Origin of the sequence: Bailinhaonella thermotolerans, assembly GCF_003594875.1 — a bacterium.
Taxonomy (GTDB): domain Bacteria; phylum Actinomycetota; class Actinomycetes; order Streptosporangiales; family Streptosporangiaceae; genus Bailinhaonella; species Bailinhaonella thermotolerans.
Map to the genome: position 1 here is coordinate 1 of NZ_QZEY01000013.1, position 25,389 is coordinate 25,389.

Annotated in this window: 21 protein-coding genes; 5 read left to right on the plus strand and 16 right to left on the minus strand. The window is 74.3% G+C overall.

Going from position 1 to position 25,389, the window contains the following annotated elements; translation table 11 throughout:
* The first annotated feature begins 89 nt into the window (after positions 1-89).
* Positions 90-1,088: a methyltransferase gene (locus tag D5H75_RS27100; RefSeq protein WP_119929390.1), complete on the plus strand. Its 999-nt coding sequence runs from the start codon at positions 90-92 to the stop codon at positions 1,086-1,088.
* Positions 1,089-1,244: 156 nt separating this feature from the next.
* On the opposite strand, the gene D5H75_RS27105 is transcribed toward D5H75_RS27100, so the two are convergent.
* The 7 genes from D5H75_RS27105 to D5H75_RS27135 all read right to left on the minus strand — a co-directional run bounded on the left by D5H75_RS27105 (position 1,245) and on the right by D5H75_RS27135 (position 11,575).
* Complete coding sequence (locus tag D5H75_RS27105; RefSeq protein ID WP_119929391.1) at positions 1,245-3,545, minus strand: [protein-PII] uridylyltransferase; 2,301 nt, start codon at positions 3,543-3,545, stop codon at positions 1,245-1,247.
* A 25-nt stretch (positions 3,546-3,570) separates the two neighbouring features.
* Positions 3,571-3,909, minus strand: a complete 339-nt coding sequence (locus D5H75_RS27110) for a P-II family nitrogen regulator (RefSeq protein WP_119929392.1) — start codon at positions 3,907-3,909, stop codon at positions 3,571-3,573.
* Complete coding sequence (locus D5H75_RS27115; protein WP_119929393.1) at positions 3,906-5,291, minus strand: ammonium transporter; 1,386 nt, start codon at positions 5,289-5,291, stop codon at positions 3,906-3,908. The genes D5H75_RS27110 and D5H75_RS27115 overlap by 4 nt, the downstream gene beginning before the upstream one ends.
* 343 nt (positions 5,292-5,634) lie before the next feature.
* Positions 5,635-6,786 (minus strand): signal recognition particle-docking protein FtsY, encoded by a 1,152-nt coding sequence (gene ftsY, locus D5H75_RS27120; RefSeq protein WP_119929565.1) that lies wholly within the window; start codon positions 6,784-6,786, stop codon positions 5,635-5,637.
* A 114-nt stretch (positions 6,787-6,900) separates the two neighbouring features.
* A complete protein-coding gene (smc, locus tag D5H75_RS27125) occupies positions 6,901-10,557 on the minus strand; it encodes a chromosome segregation protein SMC (protein WP_119929394.1) in 3,657 nt (1,218 codons plus the stop codon).
* 262 nt (positions 10,558-10,819) lie between these two features.
* Positions 10,820-11,014, minus strand: a complete 195-nt coding sequence (locus D5H75_RS27130) for a hypothetical protein (RefSeq protein ID WP_119929395.1) — start codon at positions 11,012-11,014, stop codon at positions 10,820-10,822.
* 276 nt (positions 11,015-11,290) lie between these two features.
* Entirely contained in the window at positions 11,291-11,575 is a 285-nt protein-coding gene (locus D5H75_RS27135; protein WP_119929396.1) for an acylphosphatase, read from the minus strand.
* Positions 11,576-11,750: 175 nt separating this feature from the next.
* On the opposite strand from D5H75_RS27135, the gene D5H75_RS27140 reads away from it, so the two are divergent.
* The 3 genes from D5H75_RS27140 to D5H75_RS27150 all read left to right on the plus strand — a co-directional run bounded on the left by D5H75_RS27140 (position 11,751) and on the right by D5H75_RS27150 (position 15,098).
* Positions 11,751-13,919, plus strand: a complete 2,169-nt coding sequence (locus tag D5H75_RS27140) for a glycoside hydrolase family 15 protein (protein ID WP_202638556.1) — start codon at positions 11,751-11,753, stop codon at positions 13,917-13,919.
* Between the two features lie 95 nt (positions 13,920-14,014).
* Complete coding sequence (locus D5H75_RS27145) at positions 14,015-14,461, plus strand: DUF4383 domain-containing protein (RefSeq protein ID WP_202638557.1); 447 nt, start codon at positions 14,015-14,017, stop codon at positions 14,459-14,461.
* A gap of 52 nt (positions 14,462-14,513) precedes the next feature.
* A complete protein-coding gene (locus tag D5H75_RS27150; RefSeq protein WP_202638558.1) occupies positions 14,514-15,098 on the plus strand; it encodes a hypothetical protein in 585 nt (194 codons plus the stop codon).
* Positions 15,099-15,136: 38 nt separating this feature from the next.
* Here the strand turns inward: D5H75_RS27150 and mutM are convergent, their stop codons facing one another.
* From mutM to D5H75_RS27165, 3 genes are all read right to left on the minus strand, one after another.
* Complete coding sequence (gene mutM, locus D5H75_RS27155; protein ID WP_119929397.1) at positions 15,137-16,006, minus strand: bifunctional DNA-formamidopyrimidine glycosylase/DNA-(apurinic or apyrimidinic site) lyase; 870 nt, start codon at positions 16,004-16,006, stop codon at positions 15,137-15,139.
* Between the two features lie 144 nt (positions 16,007-16,150).
* On the minus strand, positions 16,151-16,609 hold the full coding sequence (locus D5H75_RS27160; RefSeq protein WP_119929398.1) for a hemerythrin domain-containing protein: 459 nt from the start codon (positions 16,607-16,609) through the stop codon (positions 16,151-16,153).
* Positions 16,584-18,077 (minus strand): MFS transporter, encoded by a 1,494-nt coding sequence (locus D5H75_RS27165; protein WP_202638559.1) that lies wholly within the window; start codon positions 18,075-18,077, stop codon positions 16,584-16,586. Before D5H75_RS27165 ends, D5H75_RS27160 begins: the two co-directional genes overlap by 26 nt.
* A 46-nt stretch (positions 18,078-18,123) precedes the next feature.
* Between D5H75_RS27165 and pdxR the strand changes: the two genes are divergently transcribed.
* The gene (gene pdxR / locus D5H75_RS27170; protein WP_119929400.1) at positions 18,124-19,500 is read left to right on the plus strand and encodes a MocR-like pyridoxine biosynthesis transcription factor PdxR; all 1,377 of its coding nucleotides are present in this window, start codon (positions 18,124-18,126) and stop codon (positions 19,498-19,500) included.
* Between the two features lie 68 nt (positions 19,501-19,568).
* Here the strand turns inward: pdxR and rnc are convergent, their stop codons facing one another.
* The 6 genes from rnc to recG all read right to left on the minus strand — a co-directional run bounded on the left by rnc (position 19,569) and on the right by recG (position 25,334).
* Positions 19,569-20,321 carry a ribonuclease III gene (rnc, locus tag D5H75_RS27175; RefSeq protein WP_119929401.1) on the minus strand — a complete coding sequence of 251 codons (753 nt, stop codon included), beginning with the start codon at positions 20,319-20,321 and terminating at the stop codon, positions 19,569-19,571.
* Positions 20,322-20,612: 291 nt separating this feature from the next.
* Positions 20,613-20,792, minus strand: coding sequence for a 50S ribosomal protein L32 (gene rpmF, locus D5H75_RS27180; RefSeq protein WP_119929402.1), 180 nt, complete (start codon positions 20,790-20,792; stop codon positions 20,613-20,615).
* Position 20,793: 1 nt separating this feature from the next.
* Positions 20,794-21,372: a YceD family protein gene (locus D5H75_RS27185; protein ID WP_119929403.1), complete on the minus strand. Its 579-nt coding sequence runs from the start codon at positions 21,370-21,372 to the stop codon at positions 20,794-20,796.
* A gap of 59 nt (positions 21,373-21,431) precedes the next feature.
* Positions 21,432-21,908, minus strand: a complete 477-nt coding sequence (gene coaD / locus D5H75_RS27190; protein ID WP_119929404.1) for a pantetheine-phosphate adenylyltransferase — start codon at positions 21,906-21,908, stop codon at positions 21,432-21,434.
* 79 nt (positions 21,909-21,987) lie between these two features.
* Positions 21,988-22,554 (minus strand): 16S rRNA (guanine(966)-N(2))-methyltransferase RsmD, encoded by a 567-nt coding sequence (gene rsmD, locus D5H75_RS27195; RefSeq protein WP_119929405.1) that lies wholly within the window; start codon positions 22,552-22,554, stop codon positions 21,988-21,990.
* A gap of 581 nt (positions 22,555-23,135) precedes the next feature.
* Complete coding sequence (recG, locus tag D5H75_RS27200) at positions 23,136-25,334, minus strand: ATP-dependent DNA helicase RecG (RefSeq protein WP_119929406.1); 2,199 nt, start codon at positions 25,332-25,334, stop codon at positions 23,136-23,138.
* Positions 25,335-25,389 lie beyond the last annotated feature (55 nt).

Sequence of the window (25,389 nt, forward strand, 5' to 3'; positions counted from 1 at the left end):
CTTCGTCCACCTCCGCGCCGAAGTCGGCCGCCTCGTCCGCGGCCCCGCCGACAACACCGCCCCCGCACGTGATCAGGAGGAGACAACCCGTGGCGCACGCGTCTGACCCGGTCTGGGAGATCATCCGGGCGAACTGGCGGTTCTCGGCGCTGAGCGCCGCCGTACGGCTCGGCGTGGCCGAGCACCTGGCCGACGGCCCGCTCTCGCCCGGGGAACTGGCCGCGCGCTGCGGGGCCCACGCCCCCTCGCTCGCCCGGGTGCTGCGGGCGCTGGCCCCGCACGGGCTGTTCGCCTCCGACGCCGAGGGCCGTTACGCCCTGACCGAGGCCGGCCGGACCCTCCTGCCGGACCACCCGCGGTCGATGCGCGGCTCCGTGCTGATCAACTCCGACCCGGACCTGTCGTACTCCATGCGGGAGCTGACCGAGACGGTGCGCACCGGCCGGTCGGCGTTCGCGGAGCGGTACGGCCCGCTCTACGACTACCTGGGCACCCGGGCCGACCTCAGCAGGCTCTTCGACGACTACATGAAGCACCGGTCGCTGCCGTACGCCCTGAGCCTGCCCGAGGTGTACGACTTCTCGGGGATCACGACGGTCGTGGACGTGGGCGGCGGGAAGGGCCACGTCCTGGCCGAACTGCTGCGCCGCCACCCGCACCTGCGGGGCACCCTGTTCGACCTGCCCAGGGTGCTGCCGAACGCCCGGGAGAACCTGGCCGAGCTGGGCGACCGGTGCGAGCTCGCCGAGGGCGACTTCTTCGTCTCCGTCCCCGAGGGAGCGGACTGCTACGTGCTCGGCAGCGTCGTGCACAACTGGGACGACGAGGACGCCCTGCGCATCCTCTCGACCGTACGGCGGGCCGTGCCGGACCACGGGCGCGTGCTGCTGCTGGACATCCTGCTCGACGAGGGCGACGAGCCGCACCTGGGCAAGGACATGGACCTGCGCATGATGGGCTACTTCCAGGGCGGCTGCGAGCGGACCCGCTCGGAGTACTTCGCGCTGCTGGAGAAGTCCGGCCTCCAGCCGGTGTCCGACGCCGACCTGGACGGGATCACCAGCGTCATCGACGCCCGCCCGCGCTGACCCCGGCCCGCTCCGGCGGGCCGCACCCGGACGAGCACCCGCACGAGCACCCGAAAGAGCGCCCGGGCCGCCACGGCCCGGGCGCTCTTCGCGGTCCGGCCCCCCGAGCGCGCCGGACCCCGCGGCCGCGCCGTCGCCGCCCGGTCCGCCGGGCGGTCACTTGAGCGCGGCCAGGACCTGTTTGCGGACCTCGTCCCTGCGGCCCGGGTCCTCGACGGGCTCGCCCGCGCGGTCCACCACGTAGAAGACGTCCACCGCCTCCGCGCCCAGCGTCTCCACCCGGGCGGCCCGCACGTCGAGCCCGCACTCCCCCAGCGCCCGCCCCACGCGCCACAGCAGCCCGGGCCGGTCGTGGGCGCGCACCTCGACCACGGTGGCGGTGTGGGAGGCGTCGTCCAGCACCGTGACCCGGGGCGGGGCCACCGGCACGCGGGGAGCGCGCATGGCCCGCGCGCGCCGGGCCAGCCGCTGCTCGATGTCCAGCCGCCCGGCCAGCACCAGCCGCAGGTCCGCCTCCAGGTTCGCGGGGTCGGGCGGCGAGCCGTACTCCGGCACCACCGAGAACTCGATCACCGCCGTGGACCCGGCCGAGGCGGCCGTCGCGGCGCGGACGACGAGCCGGTGCGAGGCCATGACCCCGGCCGCGCGCCAGAGCAGCCCGGGCCGGTCCGGGGCGACCACCGTGACCGACTGGCCGGCCACGCGCACCGCTCCCCCGCCGTGCCGCGCCAGCGCCGCCTGCGCCTCCGACAGCGCGGGCGCCGGGGGCGGCGGAGTCCCGGCCAGGGCGGCCCGCACCCGCCGTACGAGATCGTTGACCAGGCCCGCCTTCCAGGTGTTCCAGGCGGCGGGACCGGTGGCGTGCCCGTCGGCGACGGCGAGCGCGGCCAGCAGTTCCAGCACCTCGCGCGTGCCCACGGCCCGCGCCACCGTGGAGATCGTCACCGGGTCGTCCAGGTCCCGCCGCGTCGCCGCCTCCGGCAGCAGCAGATGGTGCCGTACGGCCGTCGCCAGCACCTCGACGTCCGCCGGGGGCAGCCCGATCCGCGCCCCGATGTCGCGGGCGATGGCCTCGCCGGACACCGAGTGGTCGCCGGGCCAGCCCTTGCCCACGTCGTGCAGGAGCGCGGCGATCAGCAGCAGGTCGGGCCGGGACACCTCGCGCGTGAACGCCGCCGCGCCCGCCGCGGTCTCGATCAGGTGCCGGTCCACGGTGAACCGGTGCACCGGATTGCGCTGCGGGCGGTGCCGCACGCGCTCCCAGTCGGGCAGCAGGGTCACGATGATCCCCGCCTGGTCCAGCTCCTCCCACACCGGTACGGCGGCGCGCCCGGCCCCGAGCAGCGCCACCAGGGCGTCGCGGGCGGCGTCGGGCCACGGGATCGGCATGGGGGCGGACCGCGAGGCCAGGACGGAGACGGTCGCGGGCGCGAGCGGCAGCCCGGCCCCGGCGGCCGCGGCGGCGGCGCGCAGCACGAGCACGGGGTCCTTGCGCGGGTCGGCCCCGCGCGCGAGCACGACCTCGCCGCCGTGCTCGACCACCCCGTCGGCCAGGGGGCGGCGGCCGCGCGGGGCGGGCCCGGACAGCAGCCGGTCCACCGAGCGCCAGGCGCCGTCGAGCGCGTGGGTCACGGTGCGGCCGGCCTCGGCGAGCATGCGCATGAGCTGCTCGGCGTCGAGCAGGCCGAGGGCGGCGGCCACCGCGTCCTGCTCCTGGAGCACGAGCCGGTCGGAACCGCGCCCGGTGACCAGGTGCAGCGCGTGCCGCACGTCCAGCAGCAGCTCGTACGCCTCGCGGACGCGCGGGCCGGGCGCGGAGGCCACCCAGGCGGCGGCGATGGCCCTCATGGCCTGCACGTCGCGCAGGCCGCCTCGGGCGTCCTTGAGGTCGGGTTCGAGGAGGAACGCCAGCTCTCCGCCGGCCTCGGCGCGGCGGGCGCCCGCCTCGCGCAGCTCGGCCAGCCGGCGGCGGGCGTCCGCGCGCCAGGAGGCGAGCACGGCCTCGCGGGCGGCGCGGGTCAGCTCGGGGTCCCCGGCGACGTGCCGGGCGCTGATCAGGCCCAGCGCGGCCTTCAGGTCCTCGCCGGCGACCTTGACCGCCTCGTCCACCGTGCGGACGGAGTGGTCCAGGCCGATCCCTGCGTCCCAGACGGGATACCAGATCCGGTCGGCGATCTCGGCGACGTCGTCGCGGCCCCGGTGCAGCAGGACCAGGTCCAGGTCGCTGCCGGGGGCCAGCTCGCCCCGGCCCAGGCTGCCGACGGCGACCAGGGCCACGGCGCCCTCCCCCGGCGGGGCCGCCTCGGCGGGGGCGCGCCCGTCCGCGTGCGCGGGGGGCGGGCCGCCGGGCGGGGCGGGCTGCCCGCCGTACGGTCTGACCAGGTCCCGCAGCCAGCGGTCGACGTCCGCGGCCCGCTCCCTGCGGGCCGCGGCGTACGAGCGTGCGTCACGGCGCATGCGATGCGTCCCCCGGTCGCGCCCGCTAGAGGGCGTCCGGTCCGCGTTCGCCGGTACGGACCCGGACCACCGTGTCCACGGGCACCGACCAGACCTTGCCGTCACCGATCTTGCCGGTCTGCGCGGCCTTCACGATCACGTCGATCACGTCGTCGGCGTCGTCCTCCTCGGCCAGGACCTCCAGGCGCACCTTGGGCACCAGGTCCACCTGGTACTCCGCGCCCCGGTAGACCTCGGTGTGGCCGCGCTGGCGGCCGTACCCGCTGGCCTCGCTGACCGTCATGCCCCGGACCCCGAACTGCTCCAGGGCGGCCTTCACGTCGTCGAGCTTGAAGGGCTTGATCACGGCGGTGATGAGCCTCATGCCTCCACCTTCTTCGAGGTCGTCTTCTCACCGTTGGCGCCCGCGGAGGGCGTCCCGGCGGGGGCGCCGGCCGTGCTCCCGGCCACGCTCCCCGAGAGGGCCGCCACGCCCGAGGCGTGCACGGTGCCCAGGTCGTAGCCGGTCTCGGCGTGCTGGGTGATGTCGATGCCGGCGATCTCCTGCTCCGCGCCGATCCGGAAGCCCATCGTCCTGTCGATGATCTTGCCGATGATCCAGGACATCACGAACGAGTACAGCCCGACCGCGACCGGGCCCAGCACCTGCAGCCCGAGCTGGCCGAGGCCGCCGCCGAAGAACAGGCCCTTGCCCTGCTGCGGCAGGAAGGGGTAGTTGGCCAGGAAGCCCAGCGCGACGGCGCCGATCACGCCGCCGACCAGGTGCACGCCGACCACGTCGAGGGAGTCGTCGAAGCCCAGCCGGTACTTCAGGCCCACGGCGTACGCGCAGGCGACGCCGGCGAGCAGGCCGATGAGCGCGGCGGCCCAGGGGTCCACGAACCCGCAGGCCGGGGTGATCGCGACCAGTCCGGCGACCGCGCCGGAGGCCGCGCCGAGCGAGGTGGCGTGCCCGTCGCGCAGCTTCTCCACGATCAGCCACCCGCCCACGGCGACGGCGGTGGCGATCTGGGTGTTGATGAACGCGAGCGCGGTGGTGCTGTCCACCGCCAGCTCCGAGCCGGCGTTGAAGCCGAACCAGCCGAACCACAGCAGCGCCGCCCCCAGCAGGACCAGGGTCAGGTTGTGGGGCCGCATCGGCTCCTTGCGCCAGCCCGTGCGCCTGCCCAGCACGAGGGCCAGGGCCAGGGCCGCGGCCCCGGCGTTGATGTGCACGACCGTGCCGCCGGCGAAGTCCTCGATGCCCATCGTGGCCAGCCAGCCGCCGCCCCACACCCAGTGCGCGACCGGGAAGTACACGACCGTGGCCCACACGCCCGCGAAGACCACCCAGGCCCCGAACTTGGCGCGGTCGGCGATCGCGCCGCTGATCAGGGCGACCGTGATGATGGCGAAGGTCATCTGGAACATCGAGTAGACCAGGTTCGGCATGTTGTCCGAGGTCTCCTTCAGGAGCCCCTCGTACGCCGTGTCGATCAGCCCGGTCAGCCCGAGGTGGTCGAGACCGCCGATCACCTTCTGGACGAAGCCCTCGCCGTCACCCGCCGGGTCGAAGGTGAGCGAGTGCCCGTAGAGCACCCACAGCACGGTCACGACCACGATGCTGACGAACGACATCATCATCATGTTCAGGACGCTCTTGGCCCTGGTCATGCCCCCGTAGAAGAACGCGAGGCCCGGCGTCATGAGCAGCACGAGCGCCGCGCTCACGAGCATCCAGGCGGTGGTGCCGCCATCGATCTTCATCCGACGCGGCCCTCCCTTCCAGTCTGGCGTACGGCCGATGAACTCCGGGGTGACGTGAGACCCCGGCGTTCCCGAAAGGGTGGCCACGCCCCGTTTCAGCTCCCGTCATCCCGTGTTTCACGTGGATGAATCTCGGCCACAGGGTGTTTCCGCGAGGTTTCGGTCCGCTCACAACCCGCCCGCGCGCGCCCGCCCCTCCCGTCCGTACGGCCCCCGCCCCGCCTCTCCCGTACGGCCCCGCCCGGCGTGAACCGCGGCGTCGGCCGTACGCGGCGGGAGCCGTACGGAAACGACACGGCCCGCCCGGGAGGACCGGGCGGGCCGTGCGGTGGAGCGGGACGGGTCAGGCGGACTTGCCGTCACCGATGATGGCGTCCACGAAGACCTCGGGATCGAAGGGGGCCAGGTCGTCGGGGCCCTCGCCGAGGCCGACGAGCTTGACCGGGACGCCCAGCTCGCGCTGGACGTTGATGACGATGCCGCCCTTGGCGGTGCCGTCGAGCTTGGTCAGGGCGATGCCGGTGATGTTGACGACCTCGGCGAAGACGCGGGCCTGGCGCATGCCGTTCTGGCCGGTGGTGGCGTCGAGGACGAGGATCACCTCGTCCACCGGGGCCTTCTTCTCGATGACCCGCTTGACCTTGCCGAGCTCGTCCATGAGGCCGGTCTTGGTGTGCAGGCGGCCGGCGGTGTCCACGATCACCGTGTCCACCTTGAGGTCGAGGCCGGTGGCCACCGCGTCGAACGCGACGCTGGCCGGATCGGCGCCCTCCTCCTTGCGGACCACGGTCGCGCCGACGCGGGCGCCCCAGGTCTCGAGCTGGTCGGCGGCGGCGGCGCGGAAGGTGTCGGCCGCGCCGAGCACGACGGTGCGGCCGTCGCCGATCAGCGACCGGGCGAGCTTGCCGCAGGTGGTGGTCTTGCCGGTGCCGTTGACGCCGACCATCATCAGCACCGCCGGACGCTCGCCGGTGGGGGCGGTGCGCAGCGTGCGGTCCATGTCCCCGCCGACCTGCTTGAGCAGCTCCTCGCGGAGCAGCCCCCGCAGCTCCTCCGGGGTGCGCGTGCCCAGCACCTTGACCTTGGTGCGCAGCTCCTCGACCATCGCGCGGGCCGGGGCGACGCCCACGTCGGCCGTGATCAGGGTCTCCTCGACCTCGTCCCACGTGTCGTCGTCGAGCTTGTCGCGCGAGAGAAGGTCGAGCAGGCCGCGGCCCAGGGCGTTCTGGGACCGGGCGAGGCGGGCGCGCAGGCGGACCATGCGGCCGGCCGAGGGCGGCGGGAGCTCCAGCTCCGGCTTCGTCTCGACCGGCGGGGCGGGCGGCTCCTCCTTCTCCTCCACGGGAGGCCGCGGCAGCGTGGCGACGCCGCCCTCCTCCTGGTCACCGGCCCCCCGGGCGGGTTCGCGCGGCGCCAGCAGGTCCGGCGGCGGCTGCTCCGTCTTCGGGGGCACGGCCTTGCGGCCCGGCCGGAACACGAAATAGAGGGTGCCCATGGCCGCGAACGCGACCAGCGCGACGATCAATATGATGCCGAGGTAATCTCCCACAACATTGCAGTTTCCCAGATGAGTCGCGGTGCTCACGACACGGCGCGGCCGGAACCGGGGTTACGCCGGCTCCGGTTCCCGCATCCGCTGGCTGATCACCTGGGTCACGCCGTCGCCGCGCATGCTCACGCCGTACAGCGCGTCGGCGACCTCCATCGTGCGTTTCTGGTGGGTGATCACGATCAATTGGGAGCTCTGCCGCAATTCCTCGAATAGCGTGATCAAACGCTGGAGATTCGTGTCGTCCAGCGCCGCCTCGACCTCGTCCATGACGTAGAACGGCGACGGCCGCGCCTTGAAGATCGCCACGAGGAACGCCACCGCCGTCAGCGACCGCTCGCCGCCCGACAGCAGCGACAGCCGCTTGACCTTCTTGCCCGGGGGCCGCGCCTCGACCTCGACGCCCGTGGTCAGCATGTTCTCCGGGTCGGTGAGCACGAGCCTGCCTTCGCCGCCGGGGAACACCCGGCCGAAGATCGTCTCGAACTCGCGGGCGACGTCGGCGTATGCCTCGGTGAACACCCGCTCGACCCGGTCGTCCACCTCCTTGACCACGGTCATCAGGTCGCGCCGGGTCTTCTTGAGGTCTTCGAGCTGCGAGGTCAGGAACGCGTGCCGCTCCTCCAGCGCCGCGAACTCCTCCAGCGCCAGCGGGTTGACCTTGCCGAGCTGCGAGAGCTGCTTCTCGGCCGTGCGCGCCCGCTTCGACTGCTGTTCGCGGTCGTACGGCACGTGCCCGTCCTCGGTGGGCACCGGCACGTCCGGGCCGTACTCCGCGACCAGCGCGGCCGCCTCCACGCCGAACTCCTCCAGGGCGCGGGCCTCCAGTTGCTCCAGCCGCAGCCGGTCCTGGGTCCTGGCGACCTCGCTGCCGTGCGCGGCGTGCACGAGTTTGTCCAGCTCGCCGGACATCTCCCGGACGGCGACGCGCACGGTCTTCAGCTCGGCGTCGATCGCGGCCCGCGCCTCCTCGGCGGCGGCCCGCTCGCCCTGGGCGGTGACCAGCGAGGACTCCAGGGCCCTGAGCGTGATCTCGGTGCCGCGCACGACCGCGTGCGCGACCGCGGCCTGCCGGCGCAGCGCCTCCCGCCGCGCGGCCGCCCGCTGCCGCTCCTCGCGCTCCCGCCGCGCGGCGCGCAGCAGGCCGTCGGCGCGACCGCTGATCGCCCGCACCCGCTCCTCGGCCGTGCGCACGGCCAGGCGCGCCTCGACCTCGCCCTGCCGCGCCACCGCGCACGCCTGCGCCAGCTCGTCGCGCAGGTCGGCGTCGGGCTCGGCGTCGTCCTCGTCCGCGACCTCCTCGGCCTCGGCCAGCCGGCGTTCCAGCTCGGCCAGGCCCGCGCTCTCCCGCTCCCGCGACTCCTCGGCGGCCCGGACGGCCCTGGCGAGGCGGGCGGCCTCCTCCTCGGCCGCCCGCGCGGCGGCGTGCAGCCGGGCCAGCGCCTTGGCGGCGTCCGCCTGCTGCCGGTCGGCCTCCCGCAGCCGGCCGCGCACCCGGTCCAGCGCCGCCTGCGCCTCGTTCACGTGGGTCTGCGCCGCGCTCACCCGGGCCTGGGCCGCCTCCAGGGCCGCCTGGGCCTCGTGCTCGGCCTCGGCCGCCCGCTCCAGCCGTACGGCGGTGCCCTCGGCGGCCTCCCGCGCCGCCGCCAGCCTCTCGACGGCCTCGTCCAGCGCGGAGCGGACCTCCAGCGCGCCCCCGGCCGCCCCGGACCCGCCCTGCGCCCAGTGGGCGCCCAGCAGGTCGCCGTCCCTGGTCACGGCCTTGAGCCGGGGATGCTTCCCGACCAGTTCCCGCGCCACCGCCAGGTCGTCCACGACCACGACGCCGTCGAGCAGGTGGTGCACGGCCTCGCGCACGCCGTCCGGCGCGTCCACGAGCTCCACGGCGTGGACGGCCCCCGGAGGGACCGGCTCGCGGTCCGGGACGCGCGGCGCGATCGTCCCGCCGGCGGCGGCGATGACCAGAGAGGTGCGCCCCGCGTCGGCGGCGCGCAGGTGCGCGAGGGCGGCCACGGCGGTGTCGGGGCCGGACACCGCGACGGCGGTGGCGGCGGCCCCGAGGGCGGCGGCGACGGCGGTCTCCGCGCCCGGGGTGACCTTGAGGAGGGCGGCGACCGGGCCGAGGACCCCGTCCAGGCCGGCGGCGAGGACGGACTCGCCCCCGTCGGCGGCTCGGCCGAGGCTCATCTCCAGGGCGTCGCGGCGGGCCGAGAGGGCGGCGACCTCGCGCTGGGCGTCCTGGTCGGCGGAGCGGGCGGCGGCGACCGCCGTGCGGGCCTGGGCCAGCGCGGCCTTGGGGGCCTCCACCCCGGACCTGGCCGCGTCCAGGGCCTCCTTCGCCGCGTCCAGGGCGGCCTGGGCCGTCTCGTGCTCGGCGGCCAGGGCCGGGTCCTGGGCGGGCTCGCGGCGCTCCTGCTCGTCGTGCTGCTCGCGGGCCTGGGCGGCGCGCTCCTCGGCGTCCTGGCGGGCCTCGATGAGGCGACCGATCTCCTCCTCGGCGGCGCGGACCCGGCCCTGCACCGCGCCGAGCCGGCCGCGCAGCCGGGCCAGGCCCTCGCGGCGGTCGGCGGCGGCGCGGGCGGCGGCGGCGAGACGGCGTTCCTCGGCGGACAGCCGCTCCTCGGCCTCCTCGCGGCGGGAGACCGCGGCCTCCAGCGCGGATTCGGCGATCTCCAGTTCCTCCTGGAGCACCGCCTCCTGCTCGCGGATCTCGGCGGCCTCGCGCTCGTAGTCCTCGGGGTCGCGGCCCCGGCGCTCGACGGCGGCGGTCTCGGTGGCGTGCCGGTGCCGCTCGGCCGCCAGCGTGCCCACGCCGCGCAGCCGTTCCCGCAGCGCGGACAGGCGGAAGTACGTCTCCTGGGCGGCGGCCAGCCGCGGCTGGGCCTGCGCGGCGGCCGACTCCAGCTCGACCTCGCGCTCCTGGACGGCGGCGAGGCGTTCCTCCACCTCGGCACGGCGCCGGCGTACGGCGGCCTCGTCGGCCTCCTCGCGCTCCAGCTTGGCGCGCAGCGTGATCACGTCGTCGGCGAGCAGGCGCAGCCGGGCGTCGCGCAGGTCGGCCTGGATGACGGCGGCCTTGCGGGCGATCTCGGCCTGGCGGCCGAGGGGCTTGAGCTGGCGGCGCAGCTCGGTCGCGAGGTCCTGGACGCGGGTGAGGTTGGCCTGCATCGCGTCGAGCTTGCGCAGCGCCTTCTCCTTGCGCTTGCGGTGCTTCAGGACGCCCGCGGCCTCCTCGATGAGGGCCCGGCGCTCCTCGGCCCCGGCGTGCAGCACGGTGTCGAGCTGGCCCTGCCCCACGATGACGTGCATCTCCCGGCCGATGCCCGAGTCGGACAGCAGTTCCTGGACGTCGAGGAGGCGGCACGTGTCGCCGTTGATCGCGTATTCGCTCTGGCCGGACCGGAACATCAGCCGGCTGATCGTGACCTCGGTGTAGTCGATCGGGAGCGCCCCGTCGGAGTTGTCGATCGTCAGCACGACCTCGGCACGGCCGAGCGGCGGGCGCGACGACGTGCCCGCGAAGATGACGTCCTCCATCTTGCCGCCGCGCAGCGACTTGGCCCCCTGCTCGCCCATCACCCACGCGAGGGCGTCGACCACGTTGGACTTGCCCGAGCCGTTCGGCCCGACCACGCAGGTGATCCCCGGCTCGAACCGCAGCGTCGTCGCGGAGGCGAAGGACTTGAAGCCGCGCAGCGTGAGGCTCTTGAGATACAACAGGCCCCTCCCTGGCTACCTCCGGGAACCCTACCGTTCCGGCCCGCCTCCCGTGGCGCACGGCCCCCCGGCGGGGAGCCGCGCGCTCAGGCCGTACGGCATGCGCCGATCTCCGTACGGCAAGGGCCGATCTCCGGGCGGCGTGCGGAAGGCGCGCCGGCACGGTGGGACACGACCGGAAATATCAGGAAAAAAGTGGGCAAACGATTAGGGACGCCGTCCCGGTGGATGACGTCCCTAGGGTTACGTGCCGGCCCCGCCTCTAGGTGAGGGCGGGCTCGCGGTCCTGCACGCCGGGCACGAACTCCTCGTGCGCGGCGGCGGCGAGCGCGTCGTTCTGGGCCTGAAGCCGGATGAGCTCGGCTTCCAGATCCCTGACTCGCTGCTGGAGACGGCGCATCTCCGAGACCATACGAGGGTCAGGACCGCCGACGTGGCCGAGTAGAGCCTTCGCCATGGTAAAGGGTCCTCCACGCTGAGTGACCAGACTGGTTCGCGCACATCAAGCCGCGGGAGGAGTGCGCGTGGTTCCTTTCAAGAGTCGCACCAGCAGGGAAGACGGTCAAGTTGAACGCTCCGCGTGAAGTGCTGGCAGACACTCTCGACATAGAAGTATACCCGATATGGGCGGTTTCTCGCGAGGGGGTGGGGCAGGGTCCACCTCTTCGGCCCCCGACGGGCGGTCCCGCGCGCCCCCGGGCCCCCGGTGACCCCGGTCCCCGGTGACCCGTCGTCACCGTTCCTCGAAGCCCCGCAGGCCCCCCTTGGCCGCGCTCCACCGCTCCACGACCCCGTCGACCCGCCCGGGCGTGCCGGGGCCGCGCAGGCGGTCCAGCAGTTCCGCGCAGGACTTCTCGGGGCCCTCGGCCACCACCTCGACCCGCCCGTCCACCAGGTTCGCCGCCCAGCCCACGAGCCCCAGCTCCAGCGCCCGGGCCCGCGTCCACCAGCGGAACCCCACTCCCTGCACGCTCCCGCGCACCCACGCGGTCAGCCGTACGTCCTGCCGCTCCTCCATGGGTCCAGCCTCCCACGAGCGGGGCTCGCGGCTGTCCACGCCCCGGGATGCAGATATCCCACCGGATCGGGGTATCCAGGGCGTTTCCGGGTATCGGGGACAGGGCGCGCGAGGGCCGGAGACGGCGCCCGGCGCGCCGCATCCAGCGGCGCCGTGATCCCCTCGGGAGGAACCCGTGAAGCGCACGCTCAGACTCGCCGGGATGGCGGTCCTGCTGCCGGCGTCCCTGGTCGTCCTGCCGTCCGGGCGGGCGGGGGCCGCGGACGAGGCCCCGGGCGCCCCGGGGGCGCGACCCGCGTGGACGCCCGCCGACAAGACCGGGTACGGCACGTCGCGCACCCTGGGCAGCAAGGTCTGGTTCACGCTGCGCGACGGCGCCCTGTCCGAGGTCTATTACCCCGACCTGGGCACCCCGAGCGTCCGCGAGATGCGGTTCGTCGTCTCCGACGGCACGGGCTTCACCGAGCGGGAGGGCGAGGCGACCCGCGGGTCCACCACGCTCGTGGACGGCAGGGCGCTGGTCTACCGGCAGACCAACACGGCCAGGTCGGGGAAGTGGCGGCTCACCAAGACGTACGTCACCGACCCCGCCAGGGCGTCCGTCCTCGTGGACGTGACGTTCGAGTCGCTGACGGGCCGGCCGTACCGGCTCTACGCGCTCCACAACCCGCGCCTGTCCAACGGCGGAGTCCGCGACCTCGACGACCGCGGGGAGACCAGGGGCGGGGCGCTGGTGGCCGAGGACGGGCGGACCGCCGGCGCGCTCGCGTCCTCGCCCGCCTTCGCCGAGACCTCCAGCGGTTACCAGGGCGTCAGCGACGGCTGGACCGACCTGCGCGCCGACCACACGATGAACTGGCACTACGAGGCCCGCTCCGGCGGCAACGTCGTGCAGACGGGGCGGATCCCCGTCACCGGGCTGCGCGGCGGCAGGAAGGCGACCCTCGCCCTCGGCTTCGGGGCCGACGGGGACGCCGCGCTGGCCACCGCCCGCGCCACGCTGGGGACCGGCTGGCCGAAGGTGTCCGCCGCGTACGCCAGGGGCTGGCACGACTACGTCGCCTCGCTCAAGCGGCCCCCCGCGAGCGCCGCGCGCGGCCGGAACCGGGCGGTGTACGACTCGTCGGTCATGGTCCTCGCCGCGCACGAGGACAAGGCCAACCGCGGCGCCTTCATCGCCTCCCCGTCCATGCCGTGGGCCTGGGGGACGAACCCGGAGCTGGAGGACCCCTCCGGGGCGTACCACCTGGTCTGGGCGCGGGACATCGTGCACAAGGCCACCGGGCTCCTGGCCGCCGGGGACCGGGCGGCGGCCGACCGGGCCCTGACCTGGCTGTTCCGCAGGCAGCAGAAGCCCGACGGCTCCTTCCCGCAGAACAGCACCGTGGAGGGCCGCGAGCACTGGACCAACGTGCAGATGGACGAGGTCGCCGCCCCGATCATCCTGGCCTGGTCGCTCCGCCGTACCGGCGGGGATGACTGGTCCCACGTCAGGCGGGCGGCCGACTACATCGTCGCCCACGGGCCGGTCACGAGGCAGGAGCGCTGGGAGAACCAGGGCGGCTATTCCCCGGCGACCATCGCCGCCGAGATCGCCGGGCTGGTCTGCGCCGCCGACATCGCCGCGGCCAACGGGGACCGGGCCGCCCGGCGGCGCTACCTGGAGACGGCCGACGAGTGGCGCTCGAAGGTCAAGTCCTGGACGGCCACCCCCAACGGCCCGTACGGCCCCCGGCCGTACTTCGTGCGGATCACCAAGGACGGCAGGCCGGACCTGGGCACCCGCTACGACATCGGGGACAGCGGGCCGGCGGGGGTGGACCAGCGGGCGGTGGTGGATCCCAGTCACCTCGAACTCGTCCGCCTGGGCGTGCTGCCCGCCGGCGACCCGGTGATCCGGAACACGAACGCCGTCGTGGACGCCCGCCTCTCCGAGCTCACCCCCGCCGGCCGCCACTGGCACCGCTACGACTTCGACGGGTACGGCGAGCGGCGCGACGGCGGCGAGTGGAACGTGGGGCACCCGCCCGGCAGCCGGACGACGATCGGCCGCCTGTGGCCCCTGTTCGCGGGCGAGCGCGGGGAGTACGAGGTCGCCGCGGGCCTGGACGCCCGCCGCCGCCTGGCCGACATGGCGGCGACCGGCACCGAGAGCGGCATCCTGCCCGAGCAGGTCTGGGACGGGACGGGCCCGGGCCGCCCCGGCACCCCGACCTACTCGGCGGCCCCCCTCGGCTGGGCCCACGGCCAGTTCATCCGCCTGGCCTGGTCCATCGAGGCGGGCAGGTCCCTCAGCACCCCGGCGGTCGTCGCCTGCCGCTACCTTCGGACGTCCTGCCGCTGAGCGCGCGGCCCGGGCCGTGCCGGAGGTGGCGGGTGGCACTCCGGCGAGACGCCGGACGAGCGTTTTTTCCCGGCTTTCCTGGACAGGCGACCCCCATGTCCATGAGAAACCAGGCCGGGCGAGGCAAGCGAACGGTGCCGCAGCTCCTGGCGGCGGTCATCGGCGCCCTCTACCTGCTGGCCGGCATCGCGGGGTTCTTCGTCACCGGGTTCGACGACTTCGCCCGGCACACCCATGAGACCCTGCTCGGGTTCGGGGTCAACCCGCTGCACAACATCGTGCACATCCTCATCGGCGCGCTCGGCCTGGCCATGGCCAAGTCCCTGCGCCTGGCCCGGGGATTCGGCTGGGTCCTCGTGATCGCCTACACCCCGACCCTGCTGTACGGCCTGTGGGCCGCGAGCCGCCCGGACCGCGACTTCCTGAACATCAACGTCGCCGACAACTGGCTGCACTTCCTCAGCGTCCTCGCCGGCCTGGCGATCATCGTGATCCCCAGCCGCAGGGAGACGCGCGGAGGCGCCGGCACCCCTGAATTCTGACCGCGCCCGGGCGATCGGCCCGCCGGCGCCCGAGGTGCACGAGGGAGATCCGATGACGCTGACGCGGAGTCCCCGCCCGGCGGCCCCGCCGCGCGACCGTCGTACGCGGGCGGGGGGCGGCGTGGTGCGGCGCGTGCTGTGGCAGGGAACGCTGGCCGGGCTCGCCGGCGTGGCGGTGATGACGGCCGGGGAGAAGGTCGAGCAGCGGCTGACGGGCCGCCCGGACTCCCTCGTCCCGGGCCGGGTCCTGGAGCGGCTGCTGGGCCTGTCCGAGCGGCCCCCGAGCCGGGCGGTCAACCTCGCCATGCACTACGGCCAGGGAGCCGCGCTCGGCGTGCTCCGCAGCGTCATGGCCACGGCGGGCCTGCGCGGTCCGGCCGCCTCGGCGATGTTCTCGGTGATCCGGCTGGCCAACGACCAGATCCTGGAGAACGCCACCGGGGTCGGCGCCCCGCCGCAGACGTGGCCCCGCGCCGAGCTGGTGATCGACCTGCTCCACAAGACGGTCTACGCGTTCGCGACCGGCGCGGTGGCGGACGCTCTCGCCGCCCGCCACGGCCCCGGCCCCGGGCAGCGCCACGCGGCCCTCCGTCCCGGCCGCCATCCCGACGTCGGCCCCCCGCCCCGGGGCGCCTGAGCGGTCGCCGCGGTACGGGCCGAGCCGTCAGCGGGGGCTCAGAAGCGGCCGTTGCGGGGGCGGGGCTGGCACTTCGGGCAGGTGTACGACGAACGGTTCATGAAGGCGTCGCGGCGGATGGGGGTGCCGCAGCGCGGGCAGGGCTCGTCGCGGCGGCCGTACGCGGCGAGCGAGCGGTCGAAGTAGCCGCTCTCGCCGTTCACGTTGACGTACAGGCTGTCGAAGGACGTGCCGCCCTGGCCGAGCGCCTCGGTCATCACCTCGCGCACGGCCTGGACGAGTTCGGCGACCTTCGGGCGGGTCAGCGTCTCGGTGGGCCGGGCCCAGTGCAGCCGCGCCCGCCACAGCGCCTCGTCGGCGTAGATGTTGCCGACGCCGCTGATCAGCGACTGGTCCAGCAGCGCGCGCTTGATCCCGGTACGGCGGGCCTTGAGCTTGGCCGCGAACAGGGCCTCGTCGAACCCCGGCTCCAGGGGGTCGGCGGCGATGTGCGAGATCGGCGCGGGGACCCCGTCCACCAGCGGCGCCACCATGAGGTGCCCGAACGTCCGCTGATCGACGAACCGCAGGTCGCCGCCGCCGTCGTCGAAGGTGAGCCGCACCCGCAGATGCTTCTCGGCGGGCGACCCGGGCGCCATCACGAGCAGTTGCCCGCTCATCCCCAGATGGGCCAGCATCGCCTCGTCCGCGTTCCCGGCCTCGTCGGCGAGCGGCAGCCACATGTACTTCCCCCGCCGCCGCGGCTCCGCGATCACCCGCCCCGCGAGCCGCCCCGCGAAGTCCTCGGCCCCGGCGACATGCCGCCGGATCGCCCGCGGATGGAACACCTCCGCGGCCGCCACCGTACGCCCCGCGACGTGCTTCTCCACGCCCCGCCGTACGACCTCGACCTCCGGCAACTCCGGCATGACCCCACTCCCTCCGGTGCGCCCCACAGGCACACCGAAGGAAAAACACCGGAAAACCCGGCGAACTTCCCCGCGGCATGCCGAACCCGAAGGTCAACCTAAACCCTCGCGCGCGCCGAAGCCCGAGGATCGAGGGGCCCGGGGTCAGCGGGATCGCTGCCCGCCCTTGAGAGCCTGGACGCCGCGGAACTCCTCGGCCATCGCGCGCAGCCTGTCCTCGTCGCAGTGCTCGCGCAGCTTGGGGAACTCCTCCCGCTGCTCATTGGTGGCGTGCGTGTCCACGTCATGCTTGAGCAGCGAGAACATCTCCTCGAACCCCTCGGCGTCCGGCCCCATCTCCACGAGCCGCCCCAGCAGCTTCTTCGCCTCGTCCTCCTCGTGCACCCGGGCCTCGGCGACGCCCCGCGCCACCCCCCGGGTCACCGGATGCACCACCTTCTCCTCGGCCTCCTCGTGCACGGTCAGCAGGTGCGCCAGCTCCGCGAACGCCTTCGCCCGCGCCTTCCCCCGCCCATGCGTCACCTCACTGAAGAGCTGCCGGATCCGCTTGTGCTGCTCCACGATGACATCGATGACGTCACCCTCCTGCACGACCTTCGCCATGGGTCCCCCCTCGCGCCGTTTCCCGACCCGGCCCGCCTACCCCCGGGCCCCCGCCCTGACGCCCAAGAACGCGCCGCCCCGCCACAGTCGTACGGCAAAGCCGGGCGGTCCCGCGATCGACGTCCCGCTGATCGGCCCTGGCGCCACGGGGGACGGGCTTGACGGCGAGGGTGAGCGCCGCGGCGACCGCGGTCACCGCGAGCGGCAGCGTGTACGCGCCGCTGACCGCGTGGGTGAGATCGCCGGAGGTCCGCAGGAGGGCCCCCGCGCCGGCGCTGCCGATCAGGGCTCCGATCCGGGTGACCGTCGAGAAGACCCCCGAGGCCGCGCCGGACATCGCCTGAGCCACCCCGTACATCGCGATCGTCCCGGGCGGCGCGTAGACCAGCCCCATCCCGGCCCCGAACACCAGCAGGCCGGGCAGCAGCTCCGGCCAGGCCCCGCCGACGGCCACGGCGGCCCACCCCAGCCCGGCCAGGAACAGCAGCAGCCCCGTGAACAGGACGTACTTGCCGCCGTAGCGGTCCGTGAGCCGCCCGGACAGGGCCGCGAACGGCACCGAGACCACGGGGGCCGCCGCGACGACCAGGCCCGCCCCGGCGGCGGGCAGGCCGCCCGCGTTCTGCAGGTGGTAGACGGTCAGGAACATCATCGACCCGACGGCGGCGGGCAGGGCCAGGTTGACCACGGCCATCAGGGTGAAGCCACGGTCCTTGACGAGCGCGAACGGCAGCAGCGGGTCCCGGTGCTGCCGCGCCCGCTCCACCAGGACGAAGGCCGCCAGCGGGACGGCGGCCGCCAGGGCCGCCTCCGCCCGGCCCTCGATCAGCGCGAAGGCGACGGCGAACAGCGCCAGGGCGAGCAGCGCGGAGCCGAGCAGGTCGAAGCGCCGCCTGCTCCCCGCCCGCGGGTTCGGGCACACCAGCGCCACGGCGACGAGCCCGAGAGCCCCGAGCGGCAGGTTGAGGTGGAAGATCCAGCGCCAGCCCAGCGAGCTGACGATCAGCCCGCCGGCGGCCGGGCCGAGCGCGACCACGATCCCGGCCACCACTCCCCAGAGGCCGAACGCCCGGCCCCGGCGCTCCGGCGGGAAGATATGGGTGATCATGGACATGGTCTGCGGCAGCAGCAGGGCCGCCCCGATGCCCTGCAGCACCCTGGCCGCGATCAGCGGGCCCGCCCCGCCCGCCGCCCCGGCGAGCCCGGAGGCCAGCGTGAACACGGCCAGGCCGGCCAGGAAGAGCGTGCGCGGGCCGTACAGATCGGCCAGCCGCCCGCCGCTGACCAGCAGCATCACGAGCGCGAGCACGTAGGCGTTGACCACCCACAGGACATCGTCGAGCCCCGCGCCCAGGTCGAGCATCATCGCGGGGATCGCCACGTTGACGGCCGTGCTGTCGAGCGCGCAGATCGCGCTCGACAGCAGGAGCGTCCAGAGCACCAGCCAGGGGTTGACAGCACGGTTCATGGGGGCAGCTTGGTGGCCCGGTGGCTCAGGCTTAAGCTCCACTTTCATGCCGAGCGAATGGACCACCTTGCGCGAGCTGCTCCTGCCGGAGCTGCACGGGGGACGCCGCGCCCGGGGGCTGGAACGCGCGCTGCGCGAGGCGGTGCGCGACGGCCGGATCCACGGCGGCACCCGGCTTCCGGCCAGCCGCGACCTCGCCGGCCAGCTCGGGCTCGCACGGGGAACCGTCACGGCCGCCTACGCCCAGCTCGTGGCCGAGGGGTACCTGGTCGCCCGGCGCGGCTCGGGCACGTGGGTCGCCGACGGAGTGGCCACCGGCGGGCCCGGCCCGGGGGATGCGTCCGGGACCACGGGCGCCGCCCTCTACGACGTGCGTCCCGGCCTGCCGTCCATGGCGCAGTTCCCGCGGGCGGCGTGGCTGGCCGCCTGCCGGGCGGGGCTGGCCGCGCTGAGCGACGCGGACCTGTCCTACCCCGACCCGGCCGGGCTGCCCTCGCTCCGCGCCGAGCTGGCCGCCTACCTGTCCAGGGTCCGGGCCGTACGCGCCCGCGCGGACGACCTGGTGATCACGCACGGCACCTTCGAGGGGCTGGGGCTGCTGGCCGGGGCGCTGCGGCGGCGGGGGCACCGGCGGGTCGCGGTGGAGGACCCCAGCAACCCCGAACAGGGCGAACTGCTGCGCAGGCACGGGCTGCGGCCGGTCCTCGTCCCGGTCGACGAGCGCGGCCTGCGCGTGGACGAGCTGGCGGCGACCGGGTGCCGCGCGGTGATCGTCACGGCCGCGCACCAGTACCCGCTCGGCATGGCGCTGCACCCGGAGCGCAGGCACGCGCTGCTCGACTGGGCGCGCGCGCACGACGGGCTGATCGTGGAGGACGACTACGACGCGGAGTACCGCTACGACCGGCCGACCGTGGCCGCCCTGCAGGGCGTCGACCCCTCCCGGGTGATCGGTCTCGGCACGCTCAGCAAGACCCTCGCGCCCGCGATCCGCCTCGGCTGGCTGGTCAGCGCCGTGGAGTGGGTCAGGGACGAGGTGCGGACCGGCAAGCGGCTCAGCGACCGCGGCTGCAGCTCGCTGCAGCAGGCCGCCTTCGCCGAGCTGTTGCGCACCGGCGGCTACGACCGCCACCTGCGCAGGACCACCGCCGTCTACCGGCGGCGGCGCGACGCCCTGCTGGCGGCGCTGCCACCGGGGTGGACGCCGATCGGGATCGCCGCCGGTCTGCACGTGGTGGTGCGGCTACCCGACGGCGCGGACGACCGCGCGACGGCCGCGCGGCTGGCGGAGCACGGGATCCTGGTCACCCCGCTGTCGGAGTACGCCCACGCGGCCCCGTCCTTCCCCGCGCTGGTGGTCGGCCACGCCCGCCTGACCCCCGACCGGCTCCGCGCGGCGGCGGCCCGCTTCGCCGCGCTCTGACCCGGGCGGCCGGCGGCGTACCGGGCCCCCGGTGGCCGGCGGCGTGCCCTGGGCGGCCCCGGCGGGCGTCAGGCGTCGACGCGCTCGCCGGTGGAGCCGTCCTGGGACTTCTGGGCGTCGCTCATCGCGCGGATCGCGGTCCAGGCGGCCTCGGCGGCCTGCTGCTCGGCCTCCTTCTTGGAGCGGCCGGCGCCGGAGCCGTACTCCTGACCGCCGACGCGGACCACCGCGCGGAAGGACTTGGCGTGGTCGGGGCCGCTCTCGTCCACGTGGTACTCCGGGACGCCGAGCATCTCGGCGGCCGTGAGCTCCTGGAGGGAGGTCTTCCAGTCCAGGCCGGCGCCGAGCTGGGCGGAGCGGGCGATCACCGGGTCGAAGAGCTGGTGGACCACGCGGGAGGCCTCCTCCAGGCCCTTGTCCACGTAGACCGCGCCGATGATGGCCTCCAGGGTGTCGGCGAGGATGGAGGGCTTGTCGCGGCCCCCGGTGCCCTCCTCGCCGCGCCCGAGGCGGATGTAGCGGCCGACGCCCAGCGTGCGGGAGACCCCGGCCAGGGCGCGCATGTTGACCACCGCGGCGCGCAGCTTGGCGAGCTGGCCCTCGGGCAGGTCGGGGTGGTTCCGGTAGAGCGTGTCGGTGACGACCAGGCCGAGCACCGAGTCGCCCAGGAACTCCAGGCGCTCGTTGGTGGGCAGGCCGCCGTTCTCGTACGCGTAGGACCGGTGGGTCAGCGCGCGCTCCAGCAGGTTCAGGTCGAGGCGCACCCCGAGAACCCGGTCGAGCTCGTCACAGGCGTCGCGTGTTCCGCTGTCGACGTCCACGGCTTCCTCCTCGGGCCTTCGTGTGGCCCACGGTTACACGATCATCGCAATGCGTAGCAGTCATGCACGCGAGATGACGGCAAGACGCGCGGAGGGTTGGGTCACCGAGCGTCGGAAAGGCGTGAGATTCCCCGAAGACGTGGTGGGCGCCGGGCTTTCGACGTCCAGGCGTCCACCACGGCCTCGGGCGTGCTGTGGTCGCGTTCGCCGCTCCACACCGCCACCTGCGCGGTACGGACGGGTGTCATGCCGGCCGGCCTCGACCGGCCGGCACGATCCGTCCGGGTGCGATCAGGCCGACGGCTCGACGACCTGACGCCGGTTGTAGGTGCCACAGGTCGGGCACGCGATGTGCGGCAGCTTGGGGTCGCGGCACTGCGGGCAGCGCACGAGCACGGGCGCCGAGGTCTTCCACTGCGCGCGGCGGGAGCGGGTGTTGCTCCGCGACATCTTCCGCTTGGGGACGGCCACGTCAGCCCTCCTGATCGTTGTCTGTGTTCGGGGTGTCCTGCTTGAGGGCTTGCAACGCCGCCCATCGGGCGTCGATCTGATCGTGCCGGTGGTCCGGACCGGCTTCCGCCAGCCTGGTTCCGCACTCCGCGCAGAGACCCGGACAGTCGTCCTGGCACAGCGGGCTCAGCGGCAGTGCGAGCACCACCGCGTCACGGAACACCGGCTCAAGGTCGAGCAGATCACCGTCGAGGATGTAGTCGTCCTCTCCGGCGTCCTCGGCGGTGTAGAAGAACAGCTCCTGGAAGCTCACCTCGATGGACGAGGTCAGCGGGTCCAGACAGCGTGCGCACTCCCCGGCGAGCGGGGCGCGCGCCGTGCCCGAGACGAGCACGCCTTCCATGACCGCTTCGAGCCGCAGATCCAGCTCGACATCGGCGCCCTTGGGGACGCCGATCAGATCGACGGCGAGATCGTCCGGTGCCGCGACAACGCGAGTGACCTGTCGCATCGATCCCGGGCGTCGTCCGAGGTCGTGAGTGCTGATCACGAACGGAGCTCGGGGGTCGAGGTGCAGGGGTCTCCCGCTTTCTTGAGGCATGGCAAATCACCGCCGTCGTGCAAGGCCGAAACGAAAGACTACCAGGTGAGGGGGAGCGCTCAGCCCTTGAGCCGGTCGAGCAGCCGCTCGTTGACGTGCGCCGGCACGAGGCCGGACACGTCGCCGCCGTAGCGGGCGATGTCCTTGAGCAGGCTGGAGGACAGGAACGAGTGGTCCGGGCTGGTCGGCATGAAGACGGTCTCGATGCCCGCCATGCGGTGGTTCATCTGCGCCATCTGCAGCTCGTAGTCGAAGTCGCTGACCGCGCGCAGGCCCTTCATGATGACCGGGATGTCGTTCTCGCGGCAGAAGTCCACCAGGAGCCCGTGGAACTTCTCCACGCGCACGTTGCCGTACTCCTTGGTGACCTCGCGCAGCATCTCCGCGCGCTCGTCCGTGGTGAACATGGTCGTCTTCGACATGTTGATCAGCACGGCCACCACGACCTCGTCGTACAGCCGGGACGCCCGGCCGATGATGTCGAGATGCCCGTTGGTGACCGGGTCGAAGGACCCGGGACAGACGACTCGTCGCAACGTGTCCTCCTGGTCGCGCGGCTGATTACCCCGGCGGGCGCGACGGTACCAAACGCCGCTCGGGAGCCGCGCGGCGGGCTCAGCTCGCCGGGGAGCCGTACCAGAAGGTGGCCTCGCCGTAGCGGCGGTCGCGCCGGGCCTCGAACCCCCCGGGCCAGGTGAACGGCCCGCCCCGGGTCTCGCGCTCCACCGCGACCAGCGCGTCGCCCGCGAGCCAGCCCCCCTCGGCCAGCAGCGCGAGCACGCCGCGCACGGCCTCGTCGGCCACGGCGTACGGCGGGTCGAGGAAGACCAGGTCGTACGGCTCCGCCGGGCACGGCTCGGCCACGACGCGCTCCACCTTGGCGGCGACGACCTCCGCGCCCGGCAGGCCCAGCGCCTTCACGTTCGTCCTGATCGCGCGTACGGCCTTGGCGTCCGCCTCGACCAGGAGGGCGTGCGCGGCCCCCCGCGACAGCGCCTCCAGCCCGACCGCCCCCGACCCGGCGTACAGGTCCATCACCCGCGCCCCGTCCAGCGACCCGAGCAGCGACCCCACGCTGGAGAACAGCCCCTCCCTGGCCCGGTCGCTGGTCGGCCGCGTCCCCTTCCCCGTCGGCACCACCAGCCGCCGGCCCCCGGCGCTCCCCGCGATCACTCGGCTCATACCGCCAGTCTGCCGGACCCCCACCCCTCCTCCCGCCGCGGCGTGAGCCGTACGGCGGCGCGGGACGGCGGCGCGGGGCTGGGGCGCGGGGCTGGGGCCGGGGCGGGAGCCGTACGGCGGCGCGGGACGGCGGCCGGGGCGGGGGTGGGTCATGGGGTGGGCAATGGGCGGGGTGAGGGCAAGGGGCGCAGGTCAAGGCTCTCTATGGGCGGGGCGGGAAACGGTAAGCACGCTTACCTTCGGGGCCGCGGACCCGCATGATGGTCACAGGCCTTCAGGTGACCCAGGGGAAGGCCTACCGGCGTGATCGTGAGCCCTTCCGCACGCCGGTTCCCTCGGCACCTGACCCGAGGGGTGGGCCTGGCCGGAGGCGGCATTCGGGGGGAGGCCGTCTCCGGGCCGGGCCGGGTCACTTTCGGAGAAAGCCGGTCCCGTTTTCGGGGGGAGGCGGGACCGGCCCTCCAGATCATCCCGTTCATCGCGAACGGGATTCTTTTTTCGCGGCCCGCGGCCCCTCCCCCGACGCCCGCCCGGGCCGCCCCGCCGCCCTCGGGCCGAAGTCCCGTCCTCGTCGTGACGGCCTACGTCTTCTCCAGGTACTCGGCGCGTTCCTCGTCGAGGAGCCGGGCGATCTCCGCGCGCAGGACGGGCTGGGACTCCAGGGAGGGGTCCTCGGCGACCAGGGCGGTGGCCTCCTGGCGGGCGGCCTCGATGACGTCCTCGTCGCGGAGGAGCTTGAGCATGCGCAGCGAGGACCGCCGCCCGGACTGGGCCGCGCCGAGGACGTCGCCCTCGCGGCGCTGCTCCAGGTCGATCCGCGACAGTTCGAACCCGTCCGTCGTGGAGGCGACCGCGTCCAGCCGTTCGCGCGCCGGGGACCCGGCCATGGCGTCCGTCACCAGCAGGCACAACCCCGGCAGCCTCCCCCGGCCGACGCGGCCGCGGAGCTGGTGGAGCTGGGAGACGCCGAACCGGTCCGCGTCCATGATGATCATGACGGTGGAGTTGGGGACGTCCACGCCGACCTCGATCACCGTGGTCGCGACCAGCACGTCGATCTCACCCGCCGCGAACGCCCGCATCACGCGGTCCTTCTCGTCCGGGTGCAGCCGGCCGTGCAGCACCCCGACCCGCAGCCCCGAGAACGGCCCGTCCGCGAGCATCGGCGCGACGTCCATCACCGCCAGCGGGGGCCGCCGCTCGTCGGAGCCCGCGCCCGCGTCCGTGTCCGAGATGTCCCCCTCGTCGCCCTCGGCGTCGCCGATGCGGGGGCAGACGATGTACGCCTGGCGGCCGCGCGAGACCTCCTCGCACACCCGGTCCCAGGCGCGCGTCAGGTAGTTGGGCTTCTCGGCCGCGGGCACGACGTGGGTCGCGATCGGCGACCGGCCCGCCGGGAGCTGCGTCAGCGCGGAGGTGTCCAGGTCGCCGTAGACGGTCATGGCGACCGTGCGCGGGATCGGGGTGGCGGTCATCACCAGCACGTGGGGGCGGGTGTCCCCCGCCTTCTCGCGGAGCGCGTCCCGCTGCTCGACGCCGAACCGGTGCTGCTCGTCGATCACCACCAGGCCCAGGTCGGCGAACTGGACCTTGTCCTCCAGGAGGGCGTGGGTGCCCACGGCGATCCCCGCCGCGCCCGAGGCGATCTCCAGCAGGGCCTCGCGGCGCGCCGCCGCGCTCTGCGAGCCGGTCAGCAGCGCGACCCGGGTGGCCTTGTCCGAGCCGCCCAGCATGCCGCCCTCGGCCAGGTCGCCGAGCATGGCGGTGATCGAGCGGTGGTGCTGCTGGGCGAGCACCTCGGTGGGGGCGAGCAGCGCGGCCTGGCCCCCGGCGTCCACGGTCTGGAGCATGGCCCGCAGCGCCACCACGGTCTTGCCCGAGCCCACCTCGCCCTGGAGCAGCCGGTGCATGGGGTGGTCGCGTGCCAGGTCGGCGGCGATCTGCGCGCCGACCTCGCGCTGGCCCTCGGTCAGCTCGAACGGCAGGCGCGTGCCGAACTCGGCGAGCAGCCCGTCGTCGCGGAGCGGGCGGGGCCTGGCGGGCAGCGCGTTCGCGGCGAACCGGCGCTGCGCCAGCGCCGCCTGGAGCAGGAACGCCTCGTCCCACTTGAGCCGCTGTTTGGCGCGCGCCACCTCGCCCCTGTCGCGCGGCCGGTGGATCATGCGCAGCGCGTCGGCCAGGTCGATCAGCCCGTGCCGCCGCCGCAGGTCCGCGGGCAGCGGGTCCTCGGGCGCGACCAGCGTGTCGAGGACCACGCGGGCGCACCGGGCGAGCTGCCAGGAGGGCACCTTGGCCGCCGCCGGGTAGACCGGGATGAGGCTCCCGGCGAACTCGGCGATCGTCTCGCCGTCGGAGCTGCCGTCCAGCAGGACGTATTCGGGGTGGTTGAGCTGGCGCTTGCGGGTGGTCCTGGTGACGAACTCGCTGACCTTCCCGGCGAACAGCCCGCGCGTGCCCGGCTTGAGCCGCGACTCGTGCCACTGCGGCTTGTTGAAGAACGTGAGCGAGAGCTTGCCGCGCCCGTCGGTGACCACGGCCTCCAGCAGCTTCTTGCGCGGGTCGCGCATCGGCCGCACGGTGACCTTCTCGACCTCGGCCAGCACCGTCACGTGCTCGTCCCGCTCCAGCGAGGCGAGGTCGGTCAGCTCGGCCCGCTCGGCGTAGCGCCGGGGGTAGTGCCGCATCAGGTCGCCCACGGTCTCCAGCCCGAGGTGGGTGGCGAGCGCCTTCCCGGTCTTGGCCCCCAGCACCTTCGTCAGCGACTCCTCGAAAGTGGTCACCCGCCTAGTCTTACCGCCCCCACCGACCAAACCGCCCGCGCGGCCGGCGACACGG

Bases quoted from the DNA above. Each gene is read 5' to 3' on its own strand.
- D5H75_RS27150 (WP_202638558.1), top strand. From the start codon at position 14,514: ATGACGCTGACGCGGAGTCCCCGCCCGGCGGCCCCGCCGCGCGACCGT.
- D5H75_RS27130 (WP_119929395.1), bottom strand. From the start codon at position 11,014: ATGGCGAAGGCTCTACTCGGCCACGTCGGCGGTCCTGACCCTCGTATG.
- D5H75_RS27105 (WP_119929391.1), bottom strand. From the start codon at position 3,545: ATGCGCCGTGACGCACGCTCGTACGCCGCGGCCCGCAGGGAGCGGGCC.
- D5H75_RS27115 (WP_119929393.1), bottom strand. From the start codon at position 5,291: ATGAAGATCGATGGCGGCACCACCGCCTGGATGCTCGTGAGCGCGGCG.
- rsmD (WP_119929405.1), bottom strand. From the start codon at position 22,554: ATGAGCCGAGTGATCGCGGGGAGCGCCGGGGGCCGGCGGCTGGTGGTG.
- mutM (WP_119929397.1), bottom strand. From the start codon at position 16,006: ATGCCGGAGTTGCCGGAGGTCGAGGTCGTACGGCGGGGCGTGGAGAAG.
- D5H75_RS27160 (WP_119929398.1), bottom strand. From the start codon at position 16,609: ATGGCGAAGGTCGTGCAGGAGGGTGACGTCATCGATGTCATCGTGGAG.
- D5H75_RS27165 (WP_202638559.1), bottom strand. From the start codon at position 18,077: ATGAACCGTGCTGTCAACCCCTGGCTGGTGCTCTGGACGCTCCTGCTG.
- pdxR (WP_119929400.1), top strand. From the start codon at position 18,124: ATGCCGAGCGAATGGACCACCTTGCGCGAGCTGCTCCTGCCGGAGCTG.
- D5H75_RS27110 (WP_119929392.1), bottom strand. From the start codon at position 3,909: ATGAGGCTCATCACCGCCGTGATCAAGCCCTTCAAGCTCGACGACGTG.
- D5H75_RS27135 (WP_119929396.1), bottom strand. From the start codon at position 11,575: ATGGAGGAGCGGCAGGACGTACGGCTGACCGCGTGGGTGCGCGGGAGC.
- D5H75_RS27185 (WP_119929403.1), bottom strand. From the start codon at position 21,372: ATGCCTCAAGAAAGCGGGAGACCCCTGCACCTCGACCCCCGAGCTCCG.
- D5H75_RS27145 (WP_202638557.1), top strand. From the start codon at position 14,015: ATGTCCATGAGAAACCAGGCCGGGCGAGGCAAGCGAACGGTGCCGCAG.
- ftsY (WP_119929565.1), bottom strand. From the start codon at position 6,786: ATGGGCACCCTCTATTTCGTGTTCCGGCCGGGCCGCAAGGCCGTGCCC.